This window comes from Saccharopolyspora antimicrobica, assembly GCF_003635025.1.
GTDB classification, from domain to species: Bacteria; Actinomycetota; Actinomycetes; order Mycobacteriales; family Pseudonocardiaceae; genus Saccharopolyspora; species Saccharopolyspora antimicrobica.
On record NZ_RBXX01000002.1, the window covers coordinates 6,087,948 to 6,107,970 of the forward strand.

Sequence of the window (20,023 nt, forward strand, 5' to 3'; positions counted from 1 at the left end):
AGCGATTATTTCTACCAAACCGTTAAGCGCTGCTTTACGCTTGAGGACATGCTCGACCTACCGAGACTGCGCGTGCTCCGGGCCGTCGTCGCGACGGGCTCGATCCGCGCGAGCGCTTCCGCGCTGGGTTACACGCCCTCCGCGGTGAGCCAGCAGCTGTCCTCGCTGCAGCGCGAAACCGGGTTGCAGCTCTTCGAACGGGTCGGCCGCGGGATCGAGCCGACCACCGCGGGCCTGACGCTCGCGGCCGAAGCCGAGCCGCTGTTCGAAGCGGTCAGCAGGCTCGAAGGCGTGGTCGGCGACCTGCGCGCGGGGCGCATCGGCAGCCTGTCGATCGGCTACTTCGGCACCGCCGGGGCGACCTGGCTGCCTTCGATCGTGGCCGCGCTGCGCGCCGAGTTCCCCGAGCTGCGGCTGGAACTGCGGCTGACCGAGCTCGACCCGTCCGAACCGGACATCGACATCCTCGTCGAGCGGCCCGGCACCGAGTACCCGCCGCAGGTCGCCGTGCACCACCTCATCGACGATCCGTACCTGCTGGTCGTTCGCGAGGACGACCCGCTGGCCGAACGCGCGGAGGTGCCGCTGGCCGAGCTGGCCGAACGGCACTGGGTGGACAACGACTTCGCGGTGGGGGCCTGCCGCCAGGTGCTGCTCGAAGCCTGCGCCGAGGCGGGATTCGCGCCCAGGTTCGTCGTGGAGACCCGCGACTACCAGACCGCGATCCCCTTCGTGGCGACCGGCATCGGCGTCACGGTGATCCCGAGGCTGGGCATCGGGAACCTGCCCGCCGGCCTGACCGCGGTCCCCGTGGTGGCCCCGGCGACCGTCCGCCGGATCAACGTCGTGGTGAAGAAGTCGGTCGCCGACCACCCCGCCGTGCAGCGCACCGTCGAACTGCTGCACGAGCTCACGGCCGGGGACTTTTGAACCCGGCGCGCGCCGGGCACTCCTGGTGAGCCCTTCTCATCCCGGCCACAGCCAGGCGGTGCCTGAGGCTCCGCCGGGTGGTCACCTGCGAAGGAAGGGGCGCGGGGCACGAACGAACGGGGGGAGCCATGACTTCCGGACGAAGCGCAGGGCAGCCGGAGACCGAGCAGAGCGCCGGGACGGTGCCGAGCAGCTGGGCGCTGACCACCTCGGCGGAAACCCGGCCTCCGTCGGGATGGCTCACCTTCGCGGGCTCGATGCTGGGTCTGCTGGGGATCTTCAACATCATCACCGGGATCACCGCGCTGACCCGCCCGGAGTACTTCCTGGTCACCGCCAACCGGCTGCTCACGTTCGACTACCCGGTCTGGGGCTGGATCTGGCTCGGCCTCGGCATCGTGCAGGTCGTGGTCGGTGCCGGCGCGATGTACGGGCGCGGCTGGGCGCGCTTCATCGGCATCGACCTGGCCGCGCTGTGCGCGATCGGGCACCTGGTGTTCCTCACCGCCTTCCCGCTGTGGTCCGTGCTGGTCATCGCGCTGTCGGTGATGGTCATCTACGGGCTGGTCGTGCGGAGCGCGCCAACCGGAGGAGCCCACCCGTGACGCGGCGCGCGGTGCCCCACGCGGCCAGGCAGAGCACGACCAGCGCCGGCCACAGCAGCACCTGAGCGGCCGTCATCAGCCATCCCGCCCCGGTGGCCGCGGCGACGCCGAAGGTCGCCGTGCAGGTCATGCCCAGCGGGAAGACCGTCGCCCAGCGCCGGAAGTCATAGCGCAGCCGTGGCGCGAACAGCTCCAACCCGGCCAGCACGACGTACCAGGCGGAGGTGATCGCCCACAGCACGACCGCGCCCGCTCCGACAGCACCGGCCGCTCCAGCAGGCAGCGCGGAAGCCAGCGCCGTGGTGGCCACCGTGCTGATCGCCAGCGCGCCACCAGCGATCCAGTGATCACCGCTGCCGCGCACCAGCTGCCGGAAGTCGAACCGCGACAGCACGAACGCGTACAAGCCGAGGCCGAGCACGTCCGCTACCACCGCGAGCGACAGCATCCAACCCGCCCCGACGGCCAGCTTCGCGGCCAGCACCGCGAGCGACTGGGTGGCCACGCACAGCAGGAAGCTCGAACCGACCGCCGGGGAGCTCAGATTCCGGAGCACCCGCGGCAGCAACGCCGCCCACAGCACAACAGCCACCGCCAGGAACACCCAGCTCACGGCCGGCCACCCGTGCTGGGCGAGACCGACGCCGAGCACCCCGGTCGCCGCGACACCCGTCAGCGCACCCGGCCGAACCGCCTCGGCGCGCCAAGCAGGCGCGTCCGAGGCCAGCCGGGTCAGGAACGAGACCCCGAGCAGCACCCACACCACTCCGGCCACCGTCAGCAGCACCCAGGACAGCACCGTGTCGCCCGCCAACTGCGCGGCGACCGACACGATGCCGATCCCCATCACCACCGCACCGGATTCGCACGGAACCCGGTGCGCCACCGCGATGAACACGGCTCAGGGCTGCTGCCAGCCGCGCGGCGCCTGGCGAGTGCCGACGCGGTCTCCGCTGCGGCTGCGGTAGACGATGTACGGGCGGAACAGGTAGTGCACCGGCGCGCTGAAGGCGTGCACGAGGCGGCTGAACGGCCACAGCGCGAAGAGCGCGAGCGCGAGCAGCGCGTGCAGCCGGTAGTCCAGCGGTGCGTTGGCCATGAGCTCAGGATGCGGTTGCAGCACGAAGATGTCGCGGAACCACGGACCGATCGATTCGCGGTAGTCGTAGGGCCCGCGGACCCCGTTGTCGACCACCGTCGTCCACAACCCGACCGACATCACCGCGATCAGCAGCACGTAGGTGAGCTGATCGCTGCGACTGGACGACCGGCGCACCGCCTCCGTGCGCAGCCGACGCCACAGCAGCACCACGAGCCCGGCCAGCGCGGCGCAGCCGGCGATCGTGCCCATCAGCAGCGACACCACGTGGTAGCTCTGCTCGGTCACGCCGAAGAACTCGGTCAGCGCCTTGGGCACCAGCAGCCCGAGCACGTGACCACCGACCACCAGCAGCAGCCCGTAGTGGAACAGCGGACTTCCCACCCGCAGCAGGCGGGACTCGTGCAACTGGCTGGAACGCGAGGTCCAGCCGAACTTGTCGTAGCGGTACCGCCAGATCGTGCCGCCGATGAACACGGCCAGCACCACGTACGGCAGCACGCCCCACAGCATCGCGTCGATCGGGCTGATCATCGGCTTCCCTCCCGGAGCAGGAACGGTTGCAGGCCGACCATCTCGGTCGGCGCCTGCGCGGGCACGGCTGCGCTCTCGCGGCTGCGCGGGACCGCGTCGAGCACGGCCCCCACCGCCCCGGCGTATGGGGTGCCGACCTCGCCGAGCTTGCGGTGCAGCAGCTCGATCGCCGGCCGGAAGCGACCGAGCAGCGCCTCGCCCGGGTCCGCGGCCGCGACCGAGAACTCCAGCAGCGCGGGCAGGTAGTCGGGCAGTTCCCCGTCGGCGATCCGGTAGCCGTGCGTGCGGTAGATGCCCGCCAGCTCGGCCAGCGCACCGCCGCGCAGCCGCGTGTCGCCGTGCACGAACCACGTCAGGTAGAGGCTCCGGCGCGGGCTGACGTCGAAGACCTCGACGTAGTGCTGCTCGGCGTCCGGCAGCGGAGTCCCAGCGAGGTGGTCCAGCAGGTGGTGCAACGGCTCGGCCGCAGGGAGCTCGCCGAGCTCGGCGGTGGCCTCGCGCAGCAACGGCAGCTGCCGGATCAGCTCGGCATCGGGGTAGTGCAGGCACCACGCGGCGATCTGGCGGACCAGGCCGCGGCTGCGGGCGTTCAGGCGCCGGCGCCTCACCGCTCACCTCCGCGCACCGTCGGGAACATGCCGTCCGGACGGCCGTCGCCGTTCCACACCACCAGATCGGTGCTCCCGGAACGCAGACCGCCCATGCCCGGGCCGCCGTCGGTGTCCAGGCTGCACGTCGTCGCCAGCGACTCCAGGTCGTGCGCATCGCCGATCCCGGCGGTCGGGATGACGTAGCGGTCCTCGTACTTGGCGATGGCCAGCAGCCGGTACATCGACTGCAGCTCGGCGGCGTCCAGCCCGGCCGCGCGCAGCGGCTCCTCGTCCGGCGGCTCACCCAGGTTCACCGAGCGCATGTAGGAGCGCATCGCCGCGAGCCTGCGAAGTGCGTCGCGCACCGGGTCGATGTCGCCCGCCGTGAACAGCTCGGCCAGGTACTCCACGGGAATGCGCAGCGCGTCGATCGCCCCGAAGAGGTTGTCGGCGTCCTCCCCGTCGAACCCGGTCTCGGCCACCGCGTCCACCACCGGTGACAGCGGCGGGACGTACCAGACCATCGGCATGGTGCGGTATTCCGGGTGCAGCGGCAGCGCCACCCGGTAGCGGCAGATCAGGTCGCGCACCGGGGAGCGGCGGGCCGCCTCGATCCAGTCGTGCGGGATCCCCGCGCGCTCGGCCGCGGCGACGACCTCCGGCTCGCGCGGATCCAGGAACAGATCGCGCTGCGCCGGGTAGAGCTGGTGCTCGTCGGTGATGGCGGCGGCCTCGGCGACCCGGTCGGCGTCGTAGAGCAGCACGCCGATGTAGCGCAGCCGGCCGACGCAGGTCTCCGAGCAGATTGTCGGCTGGCCCACCTCGACCCGCGGGTAGCAGAAGGTGCACTTTTCGGCCTTGCCGGTGCGGTGGTTGAAGTAGACCTTCTTGTACGGACAACCGGAAACGCACATCCGCCAGCCGCGGCACTGGTCCTGGTCGACCAGCACGATGCCGTCCTCGGAGCGCTTGTACATCGCGCCCGAGGGGCAGGAGGCCACGCAGGACGGGTTGAGGCAGTGCTCGCAGATCCGCGGCAGGTGGAACATGAACGACTGCTCGAACTCGAACTTGATCCGGGTGCCCAGCTCGGTGCGCAGCTTGGCCACCACCGGGTCGGCGTCACCGTGCTCCGGGGTGCCGCCGAGCGAATCCTCCCAGTTCGGTCCCCATTGGACGGATGTCGGGCGGCCGGTGACCGCCGAGGTCGGCCGCGCGACCGGAACGTCCTCGCCCAGCGGTGCTTCCAGCAGCGTCCGGTAGTCGTAGGTCCACGGCTGGTAGTAGTCGTCGAGCTCCGGCAGGTCCGGGTTGGCGAACAGCGTCGCCAGCTTGCGCAGCCGGCCGCCGCCGCGCAGCTTCAACCGTCCCCGCCGGTCCAGCTCCCACCCGCCGCGCCACTTGGACTGGTCCTCGTAGGCTCGCGGGTATCCCTGCCCCGGGCGGGTTTCCACGTTGTTGAACCACACGTACTCGACGCCGTCGCGGTTGGTCCAGGTCTGCTTGCAGGTGACCGAGCAGGTGTGGCAGCCGATGCACTTGTCGAGGTTCATCACCATGGCTAGTTGGGCCATCACGCGCATCAGTAGTCGACCTCCTGGCTGCGGCGGCGGATCACGGTGACCTCGTCGCGCTGGTTCCCGGTGGGACCGTGGTAGTTCAGCGCGAAGGTCTGCTGGGCGTAGCCGCCGATGAGATGGGTGGGTTTGACCTGCACGCGGGTCAGCGAGTTGTGGATCCCGCCGCGCCGGCCGGTGGTCTCGCTCTTCGGCACGTTCACCGTCCGGTCCTGCGCGTGGTACATGAACACGGTGCCCGCGGGCATCCGGTGCGAGACGACCGCGCGGGCCACCACCACGCCGTTGCGGTTGACCGCCTCGACCCAGTCGTTGTCGCGCACGCCGATCGCCGCCGCGTCCACCGGGCTCATCCAGAACGTCGGGCCGCCGCGCGAGAGCGTCAGCATGATCGGGTTGTCCTGGTACTCGCTGTGGATCGACCACTTCGAGTGCGGGGTCAGGTAGCGCACCACCACTTCCGCGCCGTCGGGGCCGAGCCGGCGTTCCCCGGCGAGCCGGTGCAGGTCCAGCGGCGGCCGGTAGAGCGGCAGCTGCTCGCCGAACTCGGCCATCCAGTCGTGGTCCAGGAAGAAGTGCTGGCGGCCGGTCAGGGTGTGCCAGGGCTTGAGCTGCTCGACGTTGATGGTGAACGGCGAGTAGCGCCGCCCGCCGGATTCGTCGCCCGACCACTCCGGGCTGGTCACCACCGGTGCCGGGCGGGACCGGGTGTCGGCGAAGGTCACCCGGTGCCCGCGGTGGTGCTCGGAGAGGTGGGTCAGCGGGCGGCCGACGCGCCGCTCCAGCGCGCGGAAGGCGTCGTCGGCCAGCCGGCCGTTCGTGGTGCCCGACAGCGCGAGCACGGCATCGGCGAACCGGCGGTCGGTGTCCAGCCGCGGCCGCCCGGCGGCGGGGCCCGCGGTGACCAGCCCGTTGGCGCTGCCCAGCCAGGCCAGTTCGCGGTCGATCTCGACGGTCCAGCCCTTGGTGGTCACCCCGAGCTTGTCCAGCAGCGGCCCGGCCGCGCCGAGTTTCGCAGCCACCGCCGGGTAGTCCCGCTCGACGACCGTCAGCGCGGGCATGGTGCGGCCGGGTTGCGGATCGACCTCGCCGCTGCGCCAGTCCAGCAGCACCCCGCCCGGCTGCGCGAGCTCACCGGGCGTGTCGTGGCCGATCGCGGTGGCCACCACGTCCCGCCGCACCCCGAGGTGGGTGGCGGCCAGCTCGCTGAACTTCGCGGCGATGCCGTGGAATGCGTCGAAGTCGGTGCGGCACTGCCACGGCGGGTCGACCGCGGCGTTGAACGAGTGCACGTAGGGGTGCATGTCGGTGCTGGACAGGTCGTGCTTCTCGTACCAGGTGGCGGCGGGCAGCACCACGTCGGAGAACAGCGTGGTGCTGGTCATCCGGAAGTCCAGCGACAGCAGCAGGTCCAGCTTGCCCTCGGCGGCTTCCGCCCGGTGCACCTCGGCGGGCGGCTGCTCCGGCTCCGCCGAGCGCGGGCTCGCACCGGCGCCCAGCAGGTGCTTGAGGAAGAACTCGTTGCCCTTGGCGGAGGACCCGAGCAGGTTGGAGCGCCACACGGTCAGCACGCGCGGCCAGTTCGCCGGGGCGTCCGGATCCTCGCAGGCGAAGCCGAGGCGCTCCGCGCGCAGTTCCCGCACGACGTGCTCGACCGGGTCCAGCCCGGCGGCCTCGGCTTCGTCGGCCAGGTCCAGCGGGTTGCGGTCGAACGTCGGGTAGGACGGCATCCACCCGGCCCGCGCCGAGCGCGCGATGCAGTCGGCCGCCGTCGTCCCGCTGAGCGTGCCCGCGGCTCCCGGCCAGGACAGCGCGTCGGTGCTGAGGCCGTCGTAGCGCCACTGCCCGGTGTGCAGGTAGAACCAGGCCGTTCCGATCATCTGCCGCGGGGGCCGGTGCCAGTCCGCCGCGCCGGCCAGCGTCGCCCACCCGGTCAGCGGGCGCACCTTCTCCTGGCCCACGTAGTGCGCCCAGCCGCCGCCGTTGCGGCCCTGGCAGCCGGTGAGCAGCAGCAGCGTCAGGAACGTCCGGTACACCTCGTCGGAGTGGTACCAGTGGTTGGTGCCCGCGCCCATCAGGATCATGCACCGGCCTTCGGAGCGGATCGCGGTGTCGGCGAACTCCCGCGCGATCCGCACCGCGCGCGCGGCGGGCACCGAGGTGATCTGCTCCTGCCAGGCCGGGGTGCCCGGCTCGGGATCCTCGTAGTCGGTGGGCCACTTTCCGGGCAGCCCTTCGCGGCCGACTCCGTACTGCGCGAGCAACAGGTCGAACACCGTCGTCACCAGGGGCCCGTCCGGCTTCAGCCGCATCGCGGGCACGCCGCGGGTGATCGCCGCTCCGGCCCCGTCCGGGGAATCGAAGCGGGGCAGCAGCACCTCGGCCGGTTCGTGCGGGTGCTCGTGCAGGCTCAGCCGCGGGGTGATCTCGCCGAGGTCGAGGTTCCAGCGCCCGGACTCCTCGTCGTTCCAGCGGAATCCCAGCGAGCCGTTGGGCACCACCGGTTCACCGGTCGCGTCGTCGAGCAGCACGGTCTTCCACTGCTCGTTCGCGCCCGCCCGCCCCAGGTCGGCGGCCGTGACGAACTTGCCCGGCACCAGCGCGCCGTCCCGCTCGACCAGGCCCACCAGGAACGGCAGATCCGTGTAGCGGCGCACGTAGTCGGTGAAGAACGGGGTGGGGCGCTCGACGAAGAACTCCTTGAGCACGACGTGGCCCATCGCGACCGCCAGCGCGGCATCCGTGCCGGGGTGCGGGGCCAGCCACTCGTCGGCGAACTTGGTGTTGTCGGCGTAGTCCGGGGAGATCGCCACGACCTTCTGGCCCCGATAGCGGGCCTCGGTCATGAAGTGCGCGTCCGGGGTGCGGGTGACCGGGACGTTGGAGCCCCACATCATCAGGTACGCCGCGTCCCACCAGTCCGCGGACTCCGGCACGTCGGTCTGGTCGCCGAACACCTGCGGGGAGGCCACCGGCAGGTCGGCGTACCAGTCGTAGAACGACAGCATCGGGGCGCCGATCAGCGACATGAACCGGGAACCGACGGCGTGCGAGACCATCGACATCGCCGGGATGGGGGAGAACCCGGCGATCCGGTCCGGGCCGTGCGCGGCGATGGTGTGCACGTGCGCGGCGGCGATCATCTCCAGCGCCTCGTCCCAGGAGATCCGCACCAGGCCGCCCTTGCCGCGCGCCCGCTGGTAGCGCTGCCGGAGCTCGGGATCGTCCACGATGGACTCCCAGGCGCGTACCGGGTCACCGGTGGCGGCCTTGGCCCGGCGGTACATCTCGACGAGCACGCCGCGCGCGTGCGGGTAGCGGATGCGGGTGGGGGAATAGGAGTACCAGGAGAACGAGGCACCTCGCGGGCAGCCGCGCGGCTCGTACTCCGGGCGGTCCGGGCCCACCGACGGGTAGTCGGTGTCCTGGGTCTCCCAGGTGATGATCCCGTCCTTGACGTAGACGTTCCACCGGCAGGAGCCGGTGCAGTTCACGCCGTGCGTGGAGGGCACGACCTTGTCGTGGTTCCAGCGGTCCCGGTAGAAGGCGTCGCCCTCCCGGCCCCCAGCGCGGAAGACGGTCCGCATGTCGGCCGAGACGTCTTCCCTCGACAGCAAGCGGCCGAGTTGGAGCAGCGCGTCGCCCGCCGCTCCGCCGCCGTCGGCCCGGAGCCGGGAGAACCAGCCGGATCCGCTGCTCGGATCCCTGATGGGTGCTGCGCACATACTGATCTCCGATCCCTTTGAGGAATTGCGACAGGTGGTGCCCGGATCGAATTTACGACCGCCGGACGTGGCCTGCCAATGTGGTCGAAAGTGGGAATGTTCACTGGTGGTAAACGGGTGAAAACGCCCCGTGTTCGGTTTGCGAGCGTCGCGAAGCTGGCCGGTTTTGTGGCGATGTTCCATTGTTTCGGCACGGTTAAGGGCTCCCTGACCTGCAGGTATGGCTGACTGTGGGACTGGCTGGCGTGAAGTCCCAAGAATTGTTCAAGTCTTTGTTTGACATCCATTAGCGCTCCTAATGTCCTGTATGGGTGGTTTCGCTTGATTGGTGTGCGTGTTTGTCCGGCGGCGCAATGAATGCGCTTCCGAATGGCTTACGACTTTTGGTGGTTGCAGGTCATTTTTGCGGCTAACGGGTCGTCTTGCTGCCGTTTGTCGCGTTGAGTCGGTTCGGCGGATGGAGTAGTGGGTGTCTGGGTGTGGGGCGCCGGTGTTGCGGCAGGGTGGCGGGCGGCTTCGGGTGAGGGTCTTGTCTCCGGCTCGGCTCCCCCTGTATGTCCACAGTGGAGTCCGGGCTGGTGAGGTGTCCGGGCTTGCTGGCTGCGATCAAGCGGCTGTGACCATGATGGCATCAGATCGAACGGATTTTCGAGCTTATTTCGGTCGCTCGATCGGATGATCATCGACGGCCCGCGCGGGGGCAGATCTGCCTGATGGGCTCCGAGTCGGTGCTCTCACCTGCGGCGTTGGTGCCGCGGGTTCTCTCAGGAGCGGCCGGATGTCCCTGCCTCCCACGCGCTTCGGCTGCGCGTCATCGCGGTAGTGGTTCGGTGCTCCGGGCGAAGGTCCGGCGGTAGTCGCGCGGCGGCACGCCGACGATGCGCCGGAAGTGGTGCCGCAGCAGGGCGGCCGTGCTGAACCCGCACTCGCGCGCGATCTGCTCGATGCCCAGCTCGGTGTCCTCCAGCAGGCGGCGGGCGTGCAGGATGCGCTGGGTGGCCAGCCACTGGTTCGGCGTCGTGCCGGTCTCGGCGACGAACCGGCGCGCGAAGGTGCGCGGTGACATCCGCGCGCGGGCGGCGAGGCCGGCCACGTTGTGCTCGACGTCCAGGGTTTCCCGCATCCAGGCCAGCACCGGCTCCAGGCTGGCGCCGGTGCAGTCGGGGACGGGCAGGTCGACGAACTGCCGCTGACCGCCGTCGCGCTGCGGCGGCACCACCATGCGGCGGGCGATCCGCATCGCCGCAGTGGAGCCCAGTTCGCGGCGCACCAGGTGCAGGCACGCGTCGATCCCGGCGGCGGTTCCCGCGCTGGTCACCACGTCCCCGTCGTCGACGTAGAGCACGTCGGGGTCGAGCTGGGCGGTGGGGAAGCGGCGGCGGAACTCGGCCGCGTGGTACCAGTGCGTCGTGCACCGGCGACCGTCCAGGAGTCCCGCCGCGCCGAGCAGGAAAGCGCCGGAGCACACCGAGAGCAGGGTCGCCCCGCGCGCTGCGGCGGCTCGCAGCCCGTCGAGCACCTCCGGCGGGTAGTGGTCGCGGATCTGCGCGGCCGGTACCGCCACGACGTCGGCCCGGGCCAGCTCGTCGAGCCCGTGCGGGGGAACCACCTGCATCCCCACCGAGGTGCGCACCGGTTCACCCGGGCGCTGCCCGCAGATGCGGAAGTCCACCGGCGGCACCCCGTCGGCTGTCCGGTCCAGGCCGAAAACCTCGCACAACACGCCCAGCTCGAAAGGTGCGACGTCGTCCAGCACGACCGCGGCCACGCTGCGCAACATGCCCACCACGGTAGCTGGCAGGATTTTGCCGCACATTGGCGTTGCTGCCGCTGTCGGCGGGATTCGGCGCATCGCAGGCTGGTTCCAGCGCACCCGAGAGCCAGCAGGGATGACCCACCATGAACACTCCGCTCGGCAGGCCGTTGCCCGGACTCCGCCGCTACTTCGCGGTCCAGTGCTGGTTGTGGTCCCGCTACCTGGCGGATCTGCAGCCGTGGGAGGCCGACGCCGCGATGCGCTGGGTCCGCAATCCGGTCACCCGGCGCTGGGAGCTGCGCGGTGGCGTCCTGCCGCCGTGCCCGAACGAATCCACTCAGGACTGAACTGGCCGCTGCACCAGCGCTGTACGTCGGGTGCGGTAGTGCGATTGCCGCTCGCTGACGGACGACGCGGAACCTCACGGGGCCGAAGCTGGATCCGACGTTGGACCGGGTTTCGGAGGTGTTGTGATGGTGACCGAGTTCCTGATGCAGTGGGGGCCCGGCGGGCACGGCCCGCCCGGCGGGCACGGCCCGCCCGGCGGGCCCGGGTGGCCGATCGGGCTGTTCTTCCTGCTGCTGATCGTCGCGCTGGTCGTGGTCGCCAGCTGGTCGGCGATGCGCGCCCGCCCGCGCCGGTTGTCCGCTGCCGAGCGGGCGAAGGAGATCCTCGCCGAGCGCTACGCCAGGGGTGAGATCAGTTCCGAGGAGTACCGCGAACGACTCGGCGGCCTTGGCTGATCGCGACGGTGGCCGCTGGCGCCCGCCGGCGGCCACCTCGTTGGGAACGGACCAGTCTCGGAAATATGACGGTGAATTTCCAACATATCCCCGTTCGGGGGAGCGCGTTCTTCTCGCCGGGGAGTTACTGTCGATACAGGTGTGCACGAAGCCGTGCGGCACCACGCCTCGGCTCGGTCCGGGGCACAACACTGGGGGGAGCGGTCGGGCTGGGCGGATGCGCCGGTTCCCGGTCGCTCGATCGACCACGGGAGTGGTCTGCGATGGATCTGATGAGGTGCAGTGAGCTCCCGCACGAGCAGTTGTGCGAGGAGATCAGGATCGCCGGTCTGGCCCGCAAGCAAGCCCTCGACTCCGGTTCGAGGGCGGACGTGGAGATGGCCGAATCGGTGCTGGACTGGTTCCTGGACGAACTCGCCGACCGACTGCGGCGGGGCAGCGTCCCGGACACCGGTGCCGTCCGGGAGGACGAACCGGTGCCGCAGTGACCGCGTGATCGTCGAACCGGCGCGGAGGAACGCCCGGTTCGACGAGTCCGCGCGAGCGGGTCAGCGCGCGTTGCGGGAGGCCAGGCGGGATCCCGGTTGGGAGAGCCTGCCGCGGGCGGTCACCAGTGCGGTGCGGGCGTCTTCCGGCGAGCCGTGGGCGAGGTGTTCGGCCGCGGTGCGGACCGCGGCTGCCGCATCGGCGGAGACCTCGATCTGCGGGTGCTGGTCGAGCATGTCGACTGCGCGGCTCAGCTCCTGCTGGGCCCGATCAGCCGGGTTGTGCTGTGCGGTCAGTAGGTCGATGAGGGCTGTGTCCACCGCGTCGCGCAGGGCCGCCTCGGTCGTGCTGTGCTGGGCAGTCACGAGGCGGAAGTCTATGCGCTGGAAAAGCGGTTTCCCCGCGACGAAGATCACCCACATGGGTGGTCCTTGTGCTGTTGATCGCCACGATCGGCAGCTAGATCACCCGATTGCCCGTTTCCGGGGCGGTTCGCGGCTGCGCAGTCCACTGAGGACTCCGGGGGCCCGGACGAGTCCGGTGATCGCGACCGGCGAGTAACCTGGCGGTGATGTTGGTTGCCACCGAACCCGGGAAGTAGGGGAGAGGCATGTTCTGGACCATCCTCGGATGGATCGTCTTCGGCCTGGTCGCGGGTTTCATCGCCAGGGCGATCGTGCCGGGCAAGGACGACATCGGCCTGGTGCGGACGATCCTGCTCGGCATCGCCGGTTCGGTCGTCGGCGGATTCCTCTTCGGCCTGCTCACCGTCGGCCTGCGCGGCTTCGAACCGGCGAACTGGATCGGCTCGGTGATCGGCGCGGTGATCGTGCTGGTGATCTACAACAAGGTCACCGGCCGCAAGCGCCGGATCCGCTCGTAACCGTCGTGCCGCGAGACCAGGGGAAACCGGTTCGCCGGAATTCCCCTGGACTGCGCGGTGCCGTGCGCGCGGAAGCCGGTCTCCGCGCTCACGGCACCGCGGTGCCGGTCACGGCTTGCGGCCGACTCCGGCCAGCCCGGTCAGGCGCTCCGGGTGTTCGCCGACCTCGCCCGGGGCCACCGGGCGCCACTGCGGCAGGAAGACCACTCCCGGCTCCACCAGCTCGAACCCGTCGAAGAAACCGGTCACCTCGGCCTGCGAGCGCATCGTCAGGGGCGTCGTGGTGCGCTTGCGGTAGAGGTCGGCGTGCGCCGGGGCGACGTCGGGACGGCCCTCGTTGGACGCGTGCGAGATCACCAGGAAGCTGCCCGGCGCCATCGCCTCCCGGTAGCGGGCGATGATCTTCGACGGCTCGTCGCGGTCCGGGACGAAGTGCAGTACTGCGACCATCATCACCGCAACCGGCCGGCTCAGGTCCAGCAGTTCGGCGACCTCCGGGCTGCCGAGCACCCGCTCCGGATCGCGCATGTCGGCGTCGATGATCGCGGCGTCCGGGTTGTCGTGCAGCAGCTTCTTGCTGTAGGCGACCGCGACCGGATCGGTGTCCACGTAGACCACCCGCGCGCCGGGCGCCGCCTGCTGGGCGACCTCGTGCACGTTGCCGACGGTGGGGATGCCCGAGCCCAGGTCGAGGAACTGGTCGATGCCCTGCTCGACGCAGAACTGCACGGCGCGGCGCAGGAAGGCGCGGTTGGCCTGCATCACCAGCGGCAGGTCCGGCCACATCGCGATCGCTTCCTCGGCCATCTGCCGGTCCACCGCGAAGTTGTGGTCGCCGCCCAGGTAGTAGTCGTAGACCCGCGCCGCGTTCGGCGTCTCCAGGTCGATGTGCCCGTGTTCCGGCGACACCTCGGACATCCAGTTCCTCCTCACGGCTGGGCGGTGCTTCACCCGCCCAGCCGTGATGTTAATCGTGTCCGTTATGCCCGGGCTAGACCGCCGGCTCGGCTGTGCCGCCCAGCCGGACCACGACGCCCAGGGCCAGCAGCGCGACCGCCGCGCCACCGGTCATGGTGATCGCCATCGCCGGGCCGTCGTTGCCCAGCACGCCGACCAGCGGCGCGATCAGCGCGCCGAGCCCGAACTGCCCGGCGCCGAGCAGCGCGGCCGCGGTCCCGGCGGCTTCGCCGTGCCGGGAGAGCGCGAGCGCGGGCGCGTTGGGCAGGACGAATCCCATGGCGCCCAGCACCAGCCACAGCGGCACGATGAACCCGTACAGCCCGCCGGTGCCGGTGGTGGTCAGCGCGGTCAGGATCAGACCCGCCACGGTGGCCGCGACCAGCGCGGCGAACACGATCTGCTTGGGGCTGTAGCGGTTGAGCAGCACGACGTTGAACTGCGAGGCGCCGATCAGCGCCACCGCACCGACGCCGAAGACGAGGCCGAACGCCTGCTGGTCGAGGCCGAACTGCTCCTGGAGCACGAACGACGAGCCGGAGATGTAGGAGAACAGCGCGGACATGGCCAGCGCCGCCACGATGGCGAGCAGCACGAAGTCGCGGTCGGTGATCAGCTGCCGGTAGGTGCGCAGGACCGGGCGGAACTGCGCGGCCTGGCGGCGTTCCGGCGGCAGCGACTCCTTGAGCGCGAAGATCGCCACCACCAGCAGCACCGCGCCGATGATCGCCAGCGCGCCGAACACGCCGCGCCAGGAGCCGGTCAGGAGGATGGCGCCGCCCAGGCTCGGCGCGAGGATCGGTGCCACGCCCATCACCAGCATCAGGCGGGAGAGCGCGGTGGCTGCGGCGCGGCCGCTGAACAGGTCCCGGACCACGGCCAGCGCGACGACCATGGCGGCGGCCGCGCCGACGCCCTGCAGCGTGCGCAGCGTTCCCAGCACGGCGATGTTCGGCGCGAACAAGCACGCCACCGACGCCAGGATGTGCAGTGCGGTTCCAATGATCAGCGGCAGCCTGCGGCCGACGATGTCGGAGAACGGGCCGATCAGGAGCTGGCCGATGCCGAGGCCGAGCAGGGTGCCGGTGAGGGTGAGCTGCACCGTGGAGGCGCTGGCCGCCAGCTCGTTGCCGATGGCGGGCAGCGCGGGCAGGTACATGTCGATGGTGAGCGGGCCGAGGGCGATCAGCGCCCCGAGCACGACGATGACCCGGAATCGGTCGAACCCGGTCGGCTCTTTCGCGGCAGGTCGTGCGTCCCGCGCCGCCGGAGGGCTCTGCACCGCAACGTTGTCCATTGTTGCCTTTCGAACTCACCGCGAGGGGTGGGAGATTCTGACGCGCTCTTTAGCGGTGATCGCGATCGCTTTGTTCCCGCAATGGCGGGAGAATTGCTGTGATGCGAGCTACAACGCGCCGGTTCCATTGCGATTTCGGGATTTTCCGCACATCAAGTTAACCGAGCTAAATGTCTATTGTGGACGTATTCCAGGTTTTCGGTAAAGGAATGATGAATTCTGACGGTCGGGGAATGCGGGTGGCGTCCGGCTCGATTCCCGGATCCTGGGAATCGAGCCGGAGAGCAACCTGCGCGAAGAGGGCTCCACCCGGTGCCCCGCGGAGGGTAGAATTTCCAGGTTTGGCCAGGCCGGTGAAGTGGAGCGGGCGATGCACGGATACACCCAGGACAAGGACAACTACCTCAAACGACTGGCGCGCATCGAGGGCCAGGTCCGCGGCCTGGCGCGGATGATCGAAGAGGACAAGTACTGCATCGACATCCTGACCCAGGTCTCGGCGGTGACGAAGGGCCTGCAGGCGGTCTCCCTGCGGCTCCTCGACGAGCACCTCAAGCACTGCGTGGCCGAAGCGCTGGCCGAGGGCGGTCAGAACGCGGACGAGAAGGTCAAGGAGGCCAGCGACGCGATCGCCCGCCTGGTGAAGTCCTGAGCGGTGGGCCGGGGGCGGCGGTCGGCCGCCCCCGGCCTGGCGTCAGCTCTGCGACAGCAGGGCGCGCATGGTGTCGATCTCGGCCTGCTGGGTGTCGATGATCTGCTGGGCCATCTGCTTGGCCGCCGGGAACTGGCCGTCGGACAGCTCGGTCCGGGCCATCGTCACGGCGCCCTCGTGGTGCTTGATCATCAGCTCCAGGAACATGCGGTCGAACTCCGCGCCCTTGGACTGCTCCAGCTGCTTCATCTCGTCGCCGGTCATCATGCCGCCCATGTCACCGTGACCCATCGCGCTGTGGTCGGTGCTCGAGCCGGGCCCGGCGCCCCACTCGCCCAGCCAGCCGTTGAGCGTGGCGATCTCCGGTCCCTGCGCGGCCTCGATCTGCTTGGCCAGGTCCTTGACCTGCTGCGACTCGGCGCGCTCCGGAGCGAGCCGCGACATCTCGATGGCCTGCTCGTGGTGCGGGATCATGCCCTGCGCGAAGGTGACGTCGGCGGCGTTGCTCGCCGCCTGCTCCTGGCTCGCCGGGGCCTCCGGCGGCGGGGTTCCTCCGTTGCCGCAGCCAGCCAGTGCGATCGCGGCCACCGCGGTGATCGCGGCGGCGAATGCGCGCGTGCGCTTCATCGTTGTCCTCGTCTTTCCATGTGCTGAATCGGGCATGCGTCATCGAGCCACGACGTGGAGGCCGCGGCCGATCAGCCGCCGATCAGCGACGAAGCACGCACAGCGCCGCGAGTCTTCGCGGTACGGGCAGAGGTGGTGGGAGCAGCACCGGCAGGGCCACGGCGAGGCCCCTCGGCAGTTCGGCCGCGGCCCGGAGGGCGCGCCGGAGTTGGGGGAGCAGCAGCACCAGGAATCCGGCGATGATCGCCAGGCACAGGTGCAGCGCGCCGTGGCCGGAGTCCGCCGGCGGCTCGTGGTGCTCGACCGCCGCGGTCTGCACGGCGGCGGCCGACTGGTGCGCCGGCTCGTGCTGCTGCGCCGGGACGTGGTGCATCAGGACCACGCAGAACGCGAGGACCAGCAGTAGGCCCCAGCGGAGCAGCCCCGGACGTTCGCGCACGTTGCCCACCATACCGGGGTTGGGTTTGCCGGTCGTCAGGACTTCACCAGTCGGGCGATCGCGTCGCTGGCCTCGCGGATCTTGTCCTCGGCCTGCTCGCCGCCTTCGGTGAGCGCTTCGGAGACGCAGTGCTTGAGGTGCTCGTCGAGCAGGCCCAGTGCGACGGCCTGCAGGGCCTTGGTGGTGGCCGAGACCTGGGTGAGCACGTCGATGCAGTACTCGTCGTTGTCGATCATCCGGGCCAAGCCGCGGACCTGGCCCTCGATCCGCCGCAGCCGCTTGGCGTAGTTGTCCTTGTCGTGCGCGTACCCGTGCATCGGCACCTCCCCGGAGTTCTGCCTCCTTTATACCCCAGGGGGGTAATGCTCGGCAAAGCCGATCAGAGGAAGCCCTCCGGCTTGACCGGTCCCTTCGCCGCCTCCGGCTGCTCCCGCTCGGCGCGCGCCAGCCACAGCACGCCACCCAGCTGCACCAGCGCCGCGCCACCGGTCAGGGCGACCGCGATGATCGCGTAGATCTGCCAGCCCGAGATGAAGCCCAGCACCACCGCGACGACGAAGAACAGCAGCGTGCGCACCAGCACGGTGGTGAGTTGACTCTTGCTCATCTCTAGCGGGGCCTTCCTGCTCGCGTCCACCGCCGAGTGTAGGTGGCTGGGCGGAGCACCCTTGCGAAGCGGGTGTTCTGCTCGGTGGTCACCGGCCGTCCGCTGCCGGCTGCGGCGGGAGGTGCGTCGGCGCGCACAGCCGGCCGGAACGAGGCCCCCGGCCTGCGGAGACCGCGCTCGGACTGATCCCCCTGGCGCGTTTGAACGCCGAGCTGAAGCCGAAGCCGTCGGCGTAGCCCACGCGCTTGGCCACCGAGGAGACCGTTGCGCCGGGTTCGGCCAGCAGCTCGGTCGCCAACGACATCCGCCAGTCGGTCAGGTAGGACAGCGGCGGTTCACCAACCAGCGCGGTGAACCGCCTGGCCAGCGTGGCCCGGGAAACACCGGAGTGCTCGGCCAGCGAAGCGACCGTCCACGGCCTGGCCGGTTCTTCGTGCATGGCCTGCAATGCGAGGCCGACGACCGGATCGGAGAGCGCCCGGTGCCAAGCGGATGGGAGCGCCTCCGGGCGGTCGAACCAAGCGCGGAGCGCGCACAGCAGGAACCAGTCCAGCAATCGTTCGAGCACGGCGTCCTGGCCCGGCTTGATCGAGGCGACCTCGGCGGCGACGAACTCGAGAACGGGGTCGCAACCGTCGTGTGGCAAGACCAACAGGGGTGGCAGCGCGTCCACGAGCCGGCGGCCGGAGTTGCTGCACAGCTGGTAACCGCCGAGCAGGAGCACGGTGTGGCCGTCCGCCGCGCGTTCGGCGGACGGGAGGCTGCTGACCACGGAGAACGGTTCACTCGAGATGGCGACGTCGCCTTCCTCCAGCAGCGTCGGCTCGCCCCTGCCGGGCAGCAGCCACCCGTGACCGCGGACCACGGCGCAGAGGGCCAGGGACGCTTCTCCCGGAGAGTTCGACGACCACGGTGCGGGCAGTTCGGCTCGGCGGAACAAGGTGCTCTCGGCCCGGATACCTCGGAGCAGACCGGTGAGCACGTCCATGGGGTCAACATAGACGAACGGACATGACCGCGAGATCACCAGCGATGGCCGCCCGGGCCGTTGCTGGCTTGACTTGCCGGTATGACGGGAAGAACGATCCTCGTGCTCGGTGCGACCGGCAAGACCGGACGACGTGTGGTCGCGCGGCTGCGCGCGGCGGGTGAGCAGGTGCGCGCGGCGTCCAGGTCCGCCGACGTGCGGTTCGACTGGGCCGACCGGTCCAGCTGGCTGGCGGCCCTGAGCGGCGCCACCGCGGTGTACCTGGTGGTGCCGGAGGAGGTCGAACCGGTGGCGCCCTTCGTCGAGCTGGCGGTGGAGGCGGGTGTCGAGCGGTTCGTGGTGCTGTCCGGTCGAGGTGCCGACACCTACGGGGACTCCGCCTTCGGGCGATCGATGATCGCGGCCGAGCGGGCGGTCCGGGACTCCGGTGCGGACTGGACGATCATGCGGCCGAACAACTTCAACCAGAACTTCGACGAGGACCTGTTCCACGCGCCGGTCGTGGCCGGGCGGCTGGCCCTGCCCATCGGTGATGTCCCGGAGCCGTTCGTCGACGCGGCCGACGTGGCGGACGTCGCAGCCGCGTTGCTGACCGAGGACGGCCACGCGGGTCAGGTCTACGAGCTCTCCGGTCCACGGGCGCTGACCTTCGCGACGGCGGTCGAGTCGATCGCAACGGCATCGGGGCGCGAGGTCCGATTCGTCGAGCTGACCTCGCCGGAGTACCTGGCGGAACTGGTCGCCGGAGGTGTTCCGGGAGAGGCGGCGCACGCCTTGACCGCGATGTTCGACCTGCTGCGCCGGGGCACGCTCGCGGAGCCGACCGATGGGGTCCAGCGCGTGCTCGGCCGAGCGCCGCGCGACTTCGACTCCTACGTCGCCGCGGCTGCAGCAGCGGGTGCGTGGGCTTGAGGGGCTAGGTCGTGTGGTCGTCGACCAGAGAGGTCGCGGTGAGGAGGAGTTTCACGCAGTAGTCGACCAGCTGCTCGTGCGTGGCGGGGAGGCTGCCGTCCAGCCAGCGGATGAAGAGGTTCGTCAGCGCGCCAATGAGCGCCGTCGCCGTCATCCGCGCGCCCAGGCCGGCGGCCTCCTCGTCGAGTTCGGACCGGATCAGGTCGGCGAACACCGGCATCAGCTCGGCGCCCCGGCTGCTGAGCGTCGCGTCGGTCACGGGTTCCAGCAGCAGCACCCGGCCCTTGCGCGGGTCGTCGGTGAGCACGGCGAGGAACGCTTCGACCGCGGCTGTCGCGACCGCTTCCCGGGTGCCCTCGGTGTTCGCCACCGCTGCTCCCAGTGCGGCTCGCGCCTCCTCGGCGACCTGGTCGTACACCGCCAGCAGCAGGGCGTCCCGGTCGGCGAAGCTCTCGTAGAAGTAGCGGTCGGTGAGCTTGGCGTGGCGGCACACCGAGCGGACCGTCACGGCCGCGCTGCCCTGCGTGCCCAGCAGTTCCAGGCCGACTTCGAGCAGCTTCGCCCGCCGCGCGGATCGGCGCTGCTTGAGGCTGGTTCCGCCCCACGTCATCCGGTT

At 70.4% G+C, this 20,023-nt stretch carries 23 protein-coding genes; 8 read left to right on the forward strand and 15 right to left on the reverse strand.

Annotation, left to right across the window (positions count from 1 at the left end):
• The first annotated feature begins 48 nt into the window (after positions 1-48).
• Positions 49-930, forward strand: a complete 882-nt coding sequence (locus ATL45_RS28965; protein ID WP_093156690.1) for a LysR family transcriptional regulator — start codon at positions 49-51, stop codon at positions 928-930.
• Between the two features lie 128 nt (positions 931-1,058).
• Positions 1,059-1,535, forward strand: a complete 477-nt coding sequence (locus tag ATL45_RS28970) for a DUF7144 family membrane protein (protein WP_093156688.1) — start codon at positions 1,059-1,061, stop codon at positions 1,533-1,535.
• On the opposite strand, the gene ATL45_RS28975 is transcribed toward ATL45_RS28970, so the two are convergent.
• The 6 genes from ATL45_RS28975 to ATL45_RS29000 form a co-directional block, all read right to left on the reverse strand.
• Positions 1,483-2,433, reverse strand: coding sequence for a tellurite resistance/C4-dicarboxylate transporter family protein (locus tag ATL45_RS28975; protein ID WP_211841319.1), 951 nt, complete (start codon positions 2,431-2,433; stop codon positions 1,483-1,485). The two genes, ATL45_RS28970 and ATL45_RS28975, sit on opposite strands and share 53 nt — an antisense overlap.
• Before the next feature lie 3 nt (positions 2,434-2,436).
• Positions 2,437-3,168 carry a respiratory nitrate reductase subunit gamma gene (gene narI / locus ATL45_RS28980; protein ID WP_170210385.1) on the reverse strand — a complete coding sequence of 244 codons (732 nt, stop codon included), beginning with the start codon at positions 3,166-3,168 and terminating at the stop codon, positions 2,437-2,439.
• Positions 3,165-3,776, reverse strand: a complete 612-nt coding sequence (narJ, locus tag ATL45_RS28985) for a nitrate reductase molybdenum cofactor assembly chaperone (RefSeq protein WP_093156686.1) — start codon at positions 3,774-3,776, stop codon at positions 3,165-3,167. Before narJ ends, narI begins: the two co-directional genes overlap by 4 nt.
• Complete coding sequence (narH, locus tag ATL45_RS28990) at positions 3,773-5,341, reverse strand: nitrate reductase subunit beta (protein WP_093156685.1); 1,569 nt, start codon at positions 5,339-5,341, stop codon at positions 3,773-3,775. Before narH ends, narJ begins: the two co-directional genes overlap by 4 nt.
• Positions 5,341-9,060 (reverse strand): nitrate reductase subunit alpha, encoded by a 3,720-nt coding sequence (locus ATL45_RS28995; RefSeq protein WP_177242042.1) that lies wholly within the window; start codon positions 9,058-9,060, stop codon positions 5,341-5,343. Before ATL45_RS28995 ends, narH begins: the two co-directional genes overlap by 1 nt.
• Before the next feature lie 811 nt (positions 9,061-9,871).
• Positions 9,872-10,840, reverse strand: a complete 969-nt coding sequence (locus tag ATL45_RS29000) for a GlxA family transcriptional regulator (protein WP_093156683.1) — start codon at positions 10,838-10,840, stop codon at positions 9,872-9,874.
• A 119-nt stretch (positions 10,841-10,959) separates the two neighbouring features.
• Here ATL45_RS29000 and ATL45_RS29005 point away from each other — a divergent pair, with 119 nt between their 5' ends.
• From ATL45_RS29005 to ATL45_RS29015, 3 genes are all read left to right on the forward strand, one after another.
• Positions 10,960-11,163, forward strand: a complete 204-nt coding sequence (locus tag ATL45_RS29005) for a hypothetical protein (RefSeq protein ID WP_093156682.1) — start codon at positions 10,960-10,962, stop codon at positions 11,161-11,163.
• 126 nt (positions 11,164-11,289) lie between these two features.
• Complete coding sequence (locus ATL45_RS29010) at positions 11,290-11,559, forward strand: SHOCT domain-containing protein (protein ID WP_093156680.1); 270 nt, start codon at positions 11,290-11,292, stop codon at positions 11,557-11,559.
• Between the two features lie 272 nt (positions 11,560-11,831).
• Positions 11,832-12,047, forward strand: coding sequence for a hypothetical protein (locus ATL45_RS29015; RefSeq protein ID WP_143121721.1), 216 nt, complete (start codon positions 11,832-11,834; stop codon positions 12,045-12,047).
• Positions 12,048-12,107: 60 nt separating this feature from the next.
• Here ATL45_RS29015 and ATL45_RS29020 read toward each other — a convergent pair whose 3' ends face one another.
• Positions 12,108-12,410 (reverse strand): hypothetical protein, encoded by a 303-nt coding sequence (locus tag ATL45_RS29020; protein ID WP_143121720.1) that lies wholly within the window; start codon positions 12,408-12,410, stop codon positions 12,108-12,110.
• Positions 12,411-12,655: 245 nt separating this feature from the next.
• Between ATL45_RS29020 and ATL45_RS29025 the strand changes: the two genes are divergently transcribed.
• Complete coding sequence (locus tag ATL45_RS29025; RefSeq protein WP_093156676.1) at positions 12,656-12,928, forward strand: GlsB/YeaQ/YmgE family stress response membrane protein; 273 nt, start codon at positions 12,656-12,658, stop codon at positions 12,926-12,928.
• Positions 12,929-13,036: 108 nt separating this feature from the next.
• Here ATL45_RS29025 and ATL45_RS29030 read toward each other — a convergent pair whose 3' ends face one another.
• Positions 13,037-13,846, reverse strand: a complete 810-nt coding sequence (locus ATL45_RS29030) for an SAM-dependent methyltransferase (protein ID WP_093156674.1) — start codon at positions 13,844-13,846, stop codon at positions 13,037-13,039.
• Positions 13,847-13,919: 73 nt separating this feature from the next.
• A complete protein-coding gene (locus ATL45_RS29035) occupies positions 13,920-15,182 on the reverse strand; it encodes a multidrug effflux MFS transporter (RefSeq protein WP_093156673.1) in 1,263 nt (420 codons plus the stop codon).
• 370 nt (positions 15,183-15,552) lie between these two features.
• Between ATL45_RS29035 and ATL45_RS29040 the strand changes: the two genes are divergently transcribed.
• Positions 15,553-15,834: a metal-sensitive transcriptional regulator gene (locus ATL45_RS29040; RefSeq protein ID WP_093156858.1), complete on the forward strand. Its 282-nt coding sequence runs from the start codon at positions 15,553-15,555 to the stop codon at positions 15,832-15,834.
• A gap of 42 nt (positions 15,835-15,876) precedes the next feature.
• On the opposite strand, the gene ATL45_RS29045 is transcribed toward ATL45_RS29040, so the two are convergent.
• The 5 genes from ATL45_RS29045 to ATL45_RS29065 form a co-directional block, all read right to left on the reverse strand.
• A complete protein-coding gene (locus ATL45_RS29045) occupies positions 15,877-16,461 on the reverse strand; it encodes a DUF305 domain-containing protein (RefSeq protein WP_093156671.1) in 585 nt (194 codons plus the stop codon).
• Between the two features lie 82 nt (positions 16,462-16,543).
• Positions 16,544-16,900, reverse strand: a complete 357-nt coding sequence (locus ATL45_RS29050; RefSeq protein ID WP_143121719.1) for a hypothetical protein — start codon at positions 16,898-16,900, stop codon at positions 16,544-16,546.
• Positions 16,901-16,935: 35 nt separating this feature from the next.
• Positions 16,936-17,217 carry a metal-sensitive transcriptional regulator gene (locus ATL45_RS29055; protein ID WP_093156857.1) on the reverse strand — a complete coding sequence of 94 codons (282 nt, stop codon included), beginning with the start codon at positions 17,215-17,217 and terminating at the stop codon, positions 16,936-16,938.
• 62 nt (positions 17,218-17,279) lie between these two features.
• Complete coding sequence (locus ATL45_RS29060) at positions 17,280-17,507, reverse strand: hypothetical protein (RefSeq protein WP_093156668.1); 228 nt, start codon at positions 17,505-17,507, stop codon at positions 17,280-17,282.
• A gap of 88 nt (positions 17,508-17,595) precedes the next feature.
• Entirely contained in the window at positions 17,596-18,495 is a 900-nt protein-coding gene (locus tag ATL45_RS29065; protein WP_093156667.1) for an AraC family transcriptional regulator, read from the reverse strand.
• An 81-nt stretch (positions 18,496-18,576) separates the two neighbouring features.
• On the opposite strand from ATL45_RS29065, the gene ATL45_RS29070 reads away from it, so the two are divergent.
• Positions 18,577-19,407 carry an NmrA family NAD(P)-binding protein gene (locus tag ATL45_RS29070; RefSeq protein ID WP_093156665.1) on the forward strand — a complete coding sequence of 277 codons (831 nt, stop codon included), beginning with the start codon at positions 18,577-18,579 and terminating at the stop codon, positions 19,405-19,407.
• Between the two features lie 4 nt (positions 19,408-19,411).
• On the opposite strand, the gene ATL45_RS29075 is transcribed toward ATL45_RS29070, so the two are convergent.
• Positions 19,412-20,017 (reverse strand): TetR/AcrR family transcriptional regulator, encoded by a 606-nt coding sequence (locus ATL45_RS29075; RefSeq protein WP_093156855.1) that lies wholly within the window; start codon positions 20,015-20,017, stop codon positions 19,412-19,414.
• Positions 20,018-20,023 lie beyond the last annotated feature (6 nt).